Annotated in this window: 7 protein-coding genes and 6 pseudogenes; 8 read left to right on the forward strand and 5 right to left on the reverse strand. The window is 49.6% G+C overall.

The features are described from left to right. Positions 1 to 194 precede the first annotated feature (194 nt). Positions 195 to 299: pseudogene (locus ACMWLG_RS24885) on the reverse strand (Arm DNA-binding domain-containing protein); the annotation flags it as partial. Between the two features lie 329 nt (positions 300 to 628). On the opposite strand from ACMWLG_RS24885, the gene sul2 reads away from it, so the two are divergent. Genes sul2 through ACMWLG_RS24900 form a run of 3 tightly spaced genes read left to right on the forward strand, consistent with a single transcriptional unit; the run spans position 629 to position 3,144 of the window. Then, on the forward strand, positions 629 to 1,444 hold the full coding sequence (gene sul2 / locus ACMWLG_RS24890) for a sulfonamide-resistant dihydropteroate synthase Sul2 (RefSeq protein WP_001043260.1): 816 nt from the start codon (positions 629 to 631) through the stop codon (positions 1,442 to 1,444). 60 nt (positions 1,445 to 1,504) lie between these two features. Next, positions 1,505 to 2,308, forward strand: a complete 804-nt coding sequence (gene aph(3'')-Ib / locus ACMWLG_RS24895) for an aminoglycoside O-phosphotransferase APH(3'')-Ib (RefSeq protein ID WP_001082319.1) — start codon at positions 1,505 to 1,507, stop codon at positions 2,306 to 2,308. Next, positions 2,308 to 3,144 carry an aminoglycoside O-phosphotransferase APH(6)-Id gene (locus ACMWLG_RS24900; RefSeq protein ID WP_000480968.1) on the forward strand — a complete coding sequence of 279 codons (837 nt, stop codon included), beginning with the start codon at positions 2,308 to 2,310 and terminating at the stop codon, positions 3,142 to 3,144. The genes aph(3'')-Ib and ACMWLG_RS24900 overlap by 1 nt, the downstream gene beginning before the upstream one ends. 106 nt (positions 3,145 to 3,250) lie before the next feature. Here the strand turns inward: ACMWLG_RS24900 and ACMWLG_RS24905 are convergent. The 3 genes and pseudogenes from ACMWLG_RS24905 to ACMWLG_RS24915 all read right to left on the reverse strand — a co-directional run. After that, a pseudogene (locus tag ACMWLG_RS24905) lies at positions 3,251 to 3,655 on the reverse strand (IS91 family transposase); the annotation flags it as partial. 209 nt (positions 3,656 to 3,864) lie between these two features. Further along, entirely contained in the window at positions 3,865 to 4,725 is an 861-nt protein-coding gene (locus ACMWLG_RS24910; RefSeq protein ID WP_000027057.1) for a broad-spectrum class A beta-lactamase TEM-1, read from the reverse strand. A 182-nt stretch (positions 4,726 to 4,907) separates the two neighbouring features. After that, positions 4,908 to 5,465, reverse strand: a complete 558-nt coding sequence (locus tag ACMWLG_RS24915) for a recombinase family protein (protein ID WP_193227456.1) — start codon at positions 5,463 to 5,465, stop codon at positions 4,908 to 4,910. A 163-nt stretch (positions 5,466 to 5,628) separates the two neighbouring features. On the opposite strand from ACMWLG_RS24915, the pseudogene ACMWLG_RS24920 reads away from it, so the two are divergent. The 3 genes and pseudogenes from ACMWLG_RS24920 to ACMWLG_RS24930 all read left to right on the forward strand — a co-directional run. Continuing rightward, positions 5,629 to 5,835 (forward strand): annotated as a pseudogene (locus tag ACMWLG_RS24920) (DUF4158 domain-containing protein); the annotation flags it as partial. A 193-nt stretch (positions 5,836 to 6,028) separates the two neighbouring features. Further along, positions 6,029 to 7,291, forward strand: coding sequence for an IS1380-like element ISEcp1 family transposase (locus ACMWLG_RS24925; protein WP_000608644.1), 1,263 nt, complete (start codon positions 6,029 to 6,031; stop codon positions 7,289 to 7,291). A 255-nt stretch (positions 7,292 to 7,546) separates the two neighbouring features. Next, a complete protein-coding gene (locus tag ACMWLG_RS24930; protein WP_000239590.1) occupies positions 7,547 to 8,422 on the forward strand; it encodes an extended-spectrum class A beta-lactamase CTX-M-15 in 876 nt (291 codons plus the stop codon). A gap of 46 nt (positions 8,423 to 8,468) precedes the next feature. Here the strand turns inward: ACMWLG_RS24930 and ACMWLG_RS24935 are convergent. Beyond that, positions 8,469 to 8,813 (reverse strand): annotated as a pseudogene (locus tag ACMWLG_RS24935) (WbuC family cupin fold metalloprotein); the annotation flags it as partial. 13 nt (positions 8,814 to 8,826) lie between these two features. On the opposite strand from ACMWLG_RS24935, the pseudogene ACMWLG_RS24940 reads away from it, so the two are divergent. Further along, positions 8,827 to 11,055, forward strand: a pseudogene (locus tag ACMWLG_RS24940) (Tn3-like element Tn3 family transposase); the annotation flags it as partial. A gap of 67 nt (positions 11,056 to 11,122) precedes the next feature. Then, a pseudogene (locus tag ACMWLG_RS24945) lies at positions 11,123 to 11,219 on the forward strand (IS6 family transposase); the annotation flags it as partial.

Genomic DNA, 11,219 nt, shown 5'->3' on the forward strand with positions numbered 1-11,219 from the left:
TGATACTAACGGCCCACCGGCCTGTTGAGGAACCTGTAAAACGGAAAGGCTCATTGAAGCCGTATATTTTCTGGAGGTTCATCAGGCGCGGAACTCATCAAGGCGCGGGAATAAAATCCCATTCAGACGCCGGATAGATTCAAGCAAGCCAACTTGTCGTCAAAATCGGTGTTGCAAAAACGGGAGTGACCATAGATTCCGTTTTCTGAGGCGACCCCCACATAGAGACCTTCCCGGTCATTCACTTTGTAGAGTTTGTCCCTGGGCTTGAGATTGCGCAGCTTGGTATCGGTCAGCATGTACCTTGTCCTTCTTCGTCTCCGATACCCACTCTATTGTAAACAAGACATTTTTATCTTTTATATTCAATGGCTTATTTTCCTGCTAATTGGTAATACCATGAAAAATACCATGCTCAGAAAAGGCTTAACAATATTTTGAAAAATTGCCTACTGAGCGCTGCCGCACAGCTCCATAGGCCGCTTTCCTGGCTTTGCTTCCAGATGTATGCTATTCTGCTCCTGCAGCTAATGGAGCACCGCAAACAGGTTACTCGCCTGGGGATTCCCTTTCGACCCGAGCATCCGTATGAGACTCATGCTCGATTATTATTATTATAGAAGCCCCCATGAATAAATCGCTCATCATTTTCGGCATCGTCAACATAACCTCGGACAGTTTCTCCGATGGAGGCCGGTATCTGGCGCCAGACGCAGCCATTGCGCAGGCGCGTAAGCTGATGGCCGAGGGGGCAGATGTGATCGACCTCGGTCCGGCATCCAGCAATCCCGACGCCGCGCCTGTTTCGTCCGACACAGAAATCGCGCGTATCGCGCCGGTGCTGGACGCGCTCAAGGCAGATGGCATTCCCGTCTCGCTCGACAGTTATCAACCCGCGACGCAAGCCTATGCCTTGTCGCGTGGTGTGGCCTATCTCAATGATATTCGCGGTTTTCCAGACGCTGCGTTCTATCCGCAATTGGCGAAATCATCTGCCAAACTCGTCGTTATGCATTCGGTGCAAGACGGGCAGGCAGATCGGCGCGAGGCACCCGCTGGCGACATCATGGATCACATTGCGGCGTTCTTTGACGCGCGCATCGCGGCGCTGACGGGTGCCGGTATCAAACGCAACCGCCTTGTCCTTGATCCCGGCATGGGGTTTTTTCTGGGGGCTGCTCCCGAAACCTCGCTCTCGGTGCTGGCGCGGTTCGATGAATTGCGGCTGCGCTTCGATTTGCCGGTGCTTCTGTCTGTTTCGCGCAAATCCTTTCTGCGCGCGCTCACAGGCCGTGGTCCGGGGGATGTCGGGGCCGCGACACTCGCTGCAGAGCTTGCCGCCGCCGCAGGTGGAGCTGACTTCATCCGCACACACGAGCCGCGCCCCTTGCGCGACGGGCTGGCGGTATTGGCGGCGCTGAAAGAAACCGCAAGAATTCGTTAACTGCACATTCGGGATATTTCTCTATATTCGCGCTTCATCAGAAAACTGAAGGAACCTCCATTGAATCGAACTAATATTTTTTTTGGTGAATCGCATTCTGACTGGTTGCCTGTCAGAGGCGGAGAATCTGGTGATTTTGTTTTTCGACGTGGTGACGGGCATGCCTTCGCGAAAATCGCACCTGCTTCCCGCCGCGGTGAGCTCGCTGGAGAGCGTGACCGCCTCATTTGGCTCAAAGGTCGAGGTGTGGCTTGCCCCGAGGTCATCAACTGGCAGGAGGAACAGGAGGGTGCATGCTTGGTGATAACGGCAATTCCGGGAGTACCGGCGGCTGATCTGTCTGGAGCGGATTTGCTCAAAGCGTGGCCGTCAATGGGGCAGCAACTTGGCGCTGTTCACAGCCTATCGGTTGATCAATGTCCGTTTGAGCGCAGGCTGTCGCGAATGTTCGGACGCGCCGTTGATGTGGTGTCCCGCAATGCCGTCAATCCCGACTTCTTACCGGACGAGGACAAGAGTACGCCGCAGCTCGATCTTTTGGCTCGTGTCGAACGAGAGCTACCGGTGCGGCTCGACCAAGAGCGCACCGATATGGTTGTTTGCCATGGTGATCCCTGCATGCCGAACTTCATGGTGGACCCTAAAACTCTTCAATGCACGGGTCTGATCGACCTTGGGCGGCTCGGAACAGCAGATCGCTATGCCGATTTGGCACTCATGATTGCTAACGCCGAAGAGAACTGGGCAGCGCCAGATGAAGCAGAGCGCGCCTTCGCTGTCCTATTCAATGTATTGGGGATCGAAGCCCCCGACCGCGAACGCCTTGCCTTCTATCTGCGATTGGACCCTCTGACTTGGGGTTGATGTTCATGCCGCCTGTTTTTCCTGCTCATTGGCACGTTTCGCAACCTGTTCTCATTGCGGACACCTTTTCCAGCCTCGTTTGGAAAGTTTCATTGCCAGACGGGACTCCTGCAATCGTCAAGGGATTGAAACCTATAGAAGACATTGCTGATGAACTGCGCGGGGCCGACTATCTGGTATGGCGCAATGGGAGGGGAGCAGTCCGGTTGCTCGGTCGTGAGAACAATCTGATGTTGCTCGAATATGCCGGGGAGCGAATGCTCTCTCACATCGTTGCCGAGCACGGCGACTACCAGGCGACCGAAATTGCAGCGGAACTAATGGCGAAGCTGTATGCCGCATCTGAGGAACCCCTGCCTTCTGCCCTTCTCCCGATCCGGGATCGCTTTGCAGCTTTGTTTCAGCGGGCGCGCGATGATCAAAACGCAGGTTGTCAAACTGACTACGTCCACGCGGCGATTATAGCCGATCAAATGATGAGCAATGCCTCGGAACTGCGTGGGCTACATGGCGATCTGCATCATGAAAACATCATGTTCTCCAGTCGCGGCTGGCTGGTGATAGATCCCGTCGGTCTGGTCGGTGAAGTGGGCTTTGGCGCCGCCAATATGTTCTACGATCCGGCTGACAGAGACGACCTTTGTCTCGATCCTAGACGCATTGCACAGATGGCGGACGCATTCTCTCGTGCGCTGGACGTCGATCCGCGTCGCCTGCTCGACCAGGCGTACGCTTATGGGTGCCTTTCCGCAGCTTGGAACGCGGATGGAGAAGAGGAGCAACGCGATCTAGCTATCGCGGCCGCGATCAAGCAGGTGCGACAGACGTCATACTAGATATCAAGCGACTTCTCCTATCCCCTGGGAACACATCAATCTCACCGGAGAATATCGCTGGCCAAAGCCTTAGCGTAGGATTCCGCCCCTTCCCGCAAACGACCCCAAACAGGAAACGCAGCTGAAACGGGAAGCTCAACACCCACTGACGCATGGGTTGTTCAGGCAGTACTTCATCAACCAGCAAGGCGGCACTTTCGGCCATCCGCCGCGCCCCACAGCTCGGGCAGAAACCGCGACGCTTACAGCTGAAAGCGACCAGGTGCTCGGCGTGGCAAGACTCGCAGCGAACCCGTAGAAAGCCATGCTCCAGCCGCCCGCATTGGAGAAATTCTTCAAATTCCCGTTGCACATAGCCCGGCAATTCCTTTCCCTGCTCTGCCATAAGCGCAGCGAATGCCGGGTAATACTCGTCAACGATCTGATAGAGAAGGGTTTGCTCGGGTCGGTGGCTCTGGTAACGACCAGTATCCCGATCCCGGCTGGCCGTCCTGGCCGCCACATGAGGCATGTTCCGCGTCCTTGCAATACTGTGTTTACATACAGTCTATCGCTTAGCGGAAAGTTCTTTTAGGGGTCTGACGCTCAGTGGAACGAAAACTCACGTTAAGGGATTTTGGTCATGAGATTATCAAAAAGGATCTTCACCTAGATCCTTTTAAATTAAAAATGAAGTTTTAAATCAATCTAAAGTATATATGAGTAAACTTGGTCTGACAGTTACCAATGCTTAATCAGTGAGGCACCTATCTCAGCGATCTGTCTATTTCGTTCATCCATAGTTGCCTGACTCCCCGTCGTGTAGATAACTACGATACGGGAGGGCTTACCATCTGGCCCCAGTGCTGCAATGATACCGCGAGACCCACGCTCACCGGCTCCAGATTTATCAGCAATAAACCAGCCAGCCGGAAGGGCCGAGCGCAGAAGTGGTCCTGCAACTTTATCCGCCTCCATCCAGTCTATTAATTGTTGCCGGGAAGCTAGAGTAAGTAGTTCGCCAGTTAATAGTTTGCGCAACGTTGTTGCCATTGCTGCAGGCATCGTGGTGTCACGCTCGTCGTTTGGTATGGCTTCATTCAGCTCCGGTTCCCAACGATCAAGGCGAGTTACATGATCCCCCATGTTGTGCAAAAAAGCGGTTAGCTCCTTCGGTCCTCCGATCGTTGTCAGAAGTAAGTTGGCAGCAGTGTTATCACTCATGGTTATGGCAGCACTGCATAATTCTCTTACTGTCATGCCATCCGTAAGATGCTTTTCTGTGACTGGTGAGTACTCAACCAAGTCATTCTGAGAATAGTGTATGCGGCGACCGAGTTGCTCTTGCCCGGCGTCAACACGGGATAATACCGCACCACATAGCAGAACTTTAAAAGTGCTCATCATTGGAAAACGTTCTTCGGGGCGAAAACTCTCAAGGATCTTACCGCTGTTGAGATCCAGTTCGATGTAACCCACTCGTGCACCCAACTGATCTTCAGCATCTTTTACTTTCACCAGCGTTTCTGGGTGAGCAAAAACAGGAAGGCAAAATGCCGCAAAAAAGGGAATAAGGGCGACACGAAAATGTTGAATACTCATACTCTTCCTTTTTCAATATTATTGAAGCATTTACCAGGGTTATTGTCTCATGAGCGGATACATATTTGAATGTATTTAGAAAAATAAACAAATAGGGGTTCCGCGCACATTTCCCCGAAAAGTGCCACCTGACGTCTAAGAAACCATTATTATCATGACATTAACCTATAAAAATAGGCGTATCACGAGGCCCTTTCGTCTTCAAGAATTTTATAAACCGTGGAGCGGGCAATACTGAGCTGATGAGCAATTTCCGTTGCACCAGTGCCCTTCTGATGAAGCGTCAGCACGACGTTCCTGTCCACGGTACGCCTGCGGCCAAATTTGATTCCTTTCAGCTTTGCTTCCTGTCGGCCCTCATTCGTGCGTTCTAGGATCCTCCGGCGTTCAGCCTGTGCCACAGCCGACAGGATGGTGACCACCATTTGCCCCATATCACCGTCGGTACTGATCCCGTCATCAATGAACCGGACTGCCACGCCCTGAGCGTCAAATTCCTTTATCAGTTGGATCATATCGGCAGTGTCGCGGCCAAGACGGTCGAGCTTCTTAACCAGAATGACATCACCTTCCTCCACCTTCATCCTCAGCAAATCCAGCCCTTCCCGGTCTGTTGAACTGCCGGATGCCTTATCGGTAAATATACGGTTTGCTTTCACACCTACGTCTTTGAGTGCTCTGACCTGAAGATCAAGAGACTGCTGACTGGTTGAGACCCGAGCGTAACCAAAAAGTCGCATAAAAATGTACCTTAAATCGAATATCGGACAACTCATGTCTATTATTACAAATTTACGATTTAATAGACATATTAATGTAACAGTTTTACGATGTCCGATAATTTATAACATTTCGTACGGTTGGAAAAATGTTACTAAATGCCCGTCAGGCAGGGAGGCCGATATGCCCGTTGACTTTCTGACCACTGAGCAGACTGAAAGCTATGGCAGATTCACCGGTGAACCGGATGAGCTTCAGCTGGCACGATATTTTCACCTTGATGAAGCAGACAAGGAATTTATCGGAAAAAGCAGAGGTGATCACAACCGTCTGGGCATTGCCCTGCAAATTGGATGTGTCCGTTTTCTGGGCACCTTCCTCACCGATATGAATCATACCTAGATTCTACGTCAGTACTTCAAAAAGCATAATCAAAGCCTTGATAAATATGCATTCCTTCGAAATTCAGCTTTCACCCATTGGGTGAAAGAAAAGTGCTCAAAAATATGTTAAATTATCAGCTTTTATGACTCGATATATGGTAAAATAATAGTAAGAAAAGTAGTAAAAAGGGGTTCTAATTATGATTAATAAAATTGATTTCAAAGCTAAGAATCTAACATCAAATGCAGGTCTTTTTCTGCTCCTTGAGAATGCAAAAAGCAATGGGATTTTTGATTTTATTGAAAATGACCTCGTATTTGATAATGACTCAACAAATAAAATCAAGATGAATCATATAAAGACCATGCTCTGCGGTCACTTCATTGGCATTGATAAGTTAGAACGTCTAAAGCTACTTCAAAATGATCCCCTCGTCAACGAGTTTGATATTTCCGTAAAAGAACCTGAAACAGTGTCACGGTTTCTAGGAAACTTCAACTTCAAGACAACCCAAATGTTTAGAGACATTAATTTTAAAGTCTTTAAAAAACTGCTCACTAAAAGTAAATTGACATCCATTACGATTGATATTGATAGTAGTGTAATTAACGTAGAAGGTCATCAAGAAGGTGCGTCAAAAGGATATAATCCTAAGAAACTGGGAAACCGATGCTACAATATCCAATTTGCATTTTGCGACGAATTAAAAGCATATGTTACCGGATTTGTAAGAAGTGGCAATACTTACACTGCAAACGGTGCTGCGGAAATGATCAAAGAAATTGTTGCTAACATCAAATCAGACGATTTAGAAATTTTATTTCGAATGGATAGTGGCTACTTTGATGAAAAAATTATCGAAACGATAGAATCTCTTGGATGCAAATATTTAATTAAAGCCAAAAGTTATTCTACACTCACCTCACAAGCAACGAATTCATCAATTGTATTCGTTAAAGGAGAAGAAGGTAGAGAAACTACAGAACTGTATACAAAATTAGTTAAATGGGAAAAAGACAGAAGATTTGTCGTATCTCGCGTACTGAAACCAGAAAAAGAAAGAGCACAATTATCACTTTTAGAAGGTTCCGAATACGACTACTTTTTCTTTGTAACAAATACTACCTTGCTTTCTGAAAAAGTAGTTATATACTATGAAAAGCGTGGTAATGCTGAAAACTATATCAAAGAAGCCAAATACGACATGGCGGTGGGTCATCTCTTGCTAAAGTCATTTTGGGCGAATGAAGCCGTGTTTCAAATGATGATGCTTTCATATAACCTATTTTTGTTGTTCAAGTTTGATTCCTTGGACTCTTCAGAATACAGACAGCAAATAAAGACCTTTCGTTTGAAGTATGTATTTCTTGCAGCAAAAATAATCAAAACCGCAAGATATGTAATCATGAAGTTGTCGGAAAACTATCCGTACAAGGGAGTGTATGAAAAATGTCTGGTATAATAAGAATATCATCAATAAAATTGAGTGTTGCTCTGTGGATAACTTGCAGAGTTTATTAAGTATCATTGCAGCAAAGATGAAATCAATGATTTATCAAAAATGATTGAAAGGTGGTTGTAAATAATGTTACAATGTGTGAGAAGCAGTCTAAATTCTTCGTGAAATAGTGATTTTTGAAGCTAATAAAAAACACACGTGGAATTTAGGGACTATTCATGTTGTTGTTATTTCGTATCTTCCAGAATAAGGAATCCCATGGTTAAAAAATCACTGCGCCAGTTCACGCTGATGGCGACGGCAACCGTCACGCTGTTGTTAGGAAGTGTGCCGCTGTATGCGCAAACGGCGGACGTACAGCAAAAACTTGCCGAATTAGAGCGGCAGTCGGGAGGCAGACTGGGTGTGGCATTGATTAACACAGCAGATAATTCGCAAATACTTTATCGTGCTGATGAGCGCTTTGCGATGTGCAGCACCAGTAAAGTGATGGCCGCGGCCGCGGTGCTGAAGAAAAGTGAAAGCGAACCGAATCTGTTAAATCAGCGAGTTGAGATCAAAAAATCTGACCTTGTTAACTATAATCCGATTGCGGAAAAGCACGTCAATGGGACGATGTCACTGGCTGAGCTTAGCGCGGCCGCGCTACAGTACAGCGATAACGTGGCGATGAATAAGCTGATTGCTCACGTTGGCGGCCCGGCTAGCGTCACCGCGTTCGCCCGACAGCTGGGAGACGAAACGTTCCGTCTCGACCGTACCGAGCCGACGTTAAACACCGCCATTCCGGGCGATCCGCGTGATACCACTTCACCTCGGGCAATGGCGCAAACTCTGCGGAATCTGACGCTGGGTAAAGCATTGGGCGACAGCCAACGGGCGCAGCTGGTGACATGGATGAAAGGCAATACCACCGGTGCAGCGAGCATTCAGGCTGGACTGCCTGCTTCCTGGGTTGTGGGGGATAAAACCGGCAGCGGTGGCTATGGCACCACCAACGATATCGCGGTGATCTGGCCAAAAGATCGTGCGCCGCTGATTCTGGTCACTTACTTCACCCAGCCTCAACCTAAGGCAGAAAGCCGTCGCGATGTATTAGCGTCGGCGGCTAAAATCGTCACCGACGGTTTGTAATAGCGGAAACGGAATGGGGAAACTCATTCCGTTTTTGTTTATCGCCTTAGACGGCAAAAGTGCTGTCGCCCACCTGCGCTTGCGCATACCAGGCCATAAGCTCCGTGGTTCCTGGTTCTCCTTCCGCTGGAGCCCAGTGCGCATAGTCATCGGCAGCCACGGGTTGATAGCCACCGTGTTTTACTTCAAAAATTATGCCACCGGTATCCAGCGACAGCACGGCATGCCAGGTTCCTGCGGCCATCTCCAGCACCGTACAGGTTTCCCCCAATATCGCCCGATGGGTGACGGTACCCCGATCGTCAAAATTCAGCACCACGAAACGACCCCTTAATGGCAACAGTAGCTCGAAGGTGTGAGGGTGTCGGTGCGGGCGCACGTAGGTCCCAGGTCATATTCCTTCCGGCGTCCGGCATTTTACCGCCAGACAGCTCGGGATTCGTGATATCACCGTTCTTGCAGAATACGGTCAGAGGGAAAATACCCGCCGTGAGCATGCAGCGCTGATACGTCAGCACTATCAGTATCGTGAATTTGCCTGGCCCTGGACATTTCGCCTTACCCGTCTTTTATATACCCGGAGCTGGATAAGCAACGAACGTCCTGGCCTGCTTTTCGATCTGGCGACAGGGTGGCTTATGCAACATCGTATTATTCTCCCCGGAGCCACTACGCTGACCCGGTTGATTTCAGAGGTAAGGGAAAAGGCGACGTTGCGCCTGTGGAACAAACTGGCACTGATACCGTCAGCCGAACAGCGTTCACAGCTGGAGATGCTGCTGGGGCCAACTGATTGCAGCCGCCTGTCTTTACTGGAATCACTGAAAAAGGGCCCTGTGACCATCAGTGGTCCGGCGTTTAATGAAGCAATTGAACGCTGGAAAACTCTGAACGATTTTGGCCTGCATGCTGAAAACCTGAGTACACTCCCGGCTGTGCGCCTGAAAAATCTCGCACGTTATGCTGGTATGACTTCGGTGTTCAATATTGCCAGGATGTCACCGCAGAAAAGGATGGCGGTTCTGGTTGCCTTTGTCCTTGCATGGGAAACGCTGGCGCTGGATGATGCATTGGACGTTCTGGACGCCATGCTGGCCGTTATCATCCGTGACGCCAGAAAGATTGGGCAGAAAAAACGGCTCCGCTCGCTGAAGGATCTGGATAAATCTGCATTGGCGCTCGCCAGCGCATGTTCGTACCTGCTGAAAGAAGAAACACCGGACGAATCGATTCGTGCTGAGGTGTTCAGCTACATCCCAAGGCAAAAGCTGGCTGAAATCATCACGCTTGTCCGTGAAATTGCCCGGCCCTCAGACGATAATTTTCATGAAGAAATGGTGGAGCAGTACGGGCGCGTTCGTCGTTTCCTGCCCCATCTGCTGAATACCGTTAAATTTTCATCCGCACCTGCCGGGGTTACCACTCTGAATGCCTGTGACTACCTCAGCCGGGAGTTCAGCTCACGGCGGCAGTTTTTTGACGACGCACCAACGGAAATTATCAGTCGGTCATGGAAACGGCTGGTGATTAACAAGGAAAAACATATCACCCGCAGGGGATACACGCTCTGCTTTCTCAGTAAACTGCAGGATAGTCTGAGGCGGAGGGATGTCTACGTTACCGGCAGTAACCGGTGGGGAGATCCTCGTGCAAGATTACTACAGGGTGCTGACTGGCAGGCAAACCGGATTAAGGTTTATCGTTCTTTGGGGCACCCGACAGACCCGCAGGAAGCAATAAAATCTCTGGGTCATCAGCTTGATAGTCGTTACAGACAGGTTGCTGCACGTCTTTGCGAAAATGAGGCTGTCGAACTCGATGTTTCTGGCCCGAAGCCCCGGTTGACAATTTCTCCCCTCGCCAGTCTTGATGAGCCGGACAGTCTGAAACGACTGAGCAAAATGATCAGTGATCTACTCCCTCCGGTGGATTTAACGGAGTTGCTGCTCGAAATTAACGCCCATACCGGATTTGCTGATGAGTTTTTCCATGCTAGTGAAGCCAGTGCCAGAGTTGATGATCTGCCCGTCAGCATCAGCGCCGTGCTGATGGCTGAAGCCTGCAATATCGGTCTGGAACCACTGATCAGATCAAATGTTCCTGCACTGACCCGACACCGGCTGAACTGGACAAAAGCGAACTATCTGCGGGCTGAAACTATCACCAGCGCTAATGCCAGACTGGTTGATTTTCAGGCAACGCTGCCACTGGCACAGATATGGGGTGGAGGAGAAGTGGCATCTGCAGATGGAATGCGCTTTGTTACGCCAGTCAGAACAATCAATGCCGGACCGAACCGCAAATACTTTGGTAATAACAGAGGGATCACCTGGTACAACTTTGTGTCCGATCAGTATTCCGGCTTTCATGGCATCGTTATACCGGGGACGCTGAGGGACTCTATCTTTGTGCTGGAAGGTCTTCTGGAACAGGAGACCGGGCTGAATCCAACCGAAATTATGACCGATACAGCAGGTGCCAGCGAACTTGTCTTTGGCCTTTTCTGGCTGCTGGGATACCAGTTTTCTCCACGCCTGGCTGATGCCGGTGCTTCGGTTTTCTGGCGAATGGACCATGATGCCGACTATGGCGTGCTGAATGATATTGCCAGAGGGCAATCAGATCCCCGAAAAATAGGGCACTGTTGCAAATAGTCGGTGGTGATAAACTTATCATCCCCTTTTGCTGATGGAGCTGCACATGAACCCATTCAAAGGCCGGCATTTTCAGCGTGACATCATTCTGTGGGCCGTACGCTGGTACTGCAAATACGGCATCAGTTACCGTGAGCTGCAGG

Origin of the sequence: Enterobacter sp. 01-M-02-SI-ECC (genome assembly GCF_047530595.1) — a bacterium.
GTDB lineage: Bacteria > Pseudomonadota > Gammaproteobacteria > Enterobacterales > Enterobacteriaceae > Enterobacter > Enterobacter cloacae_M.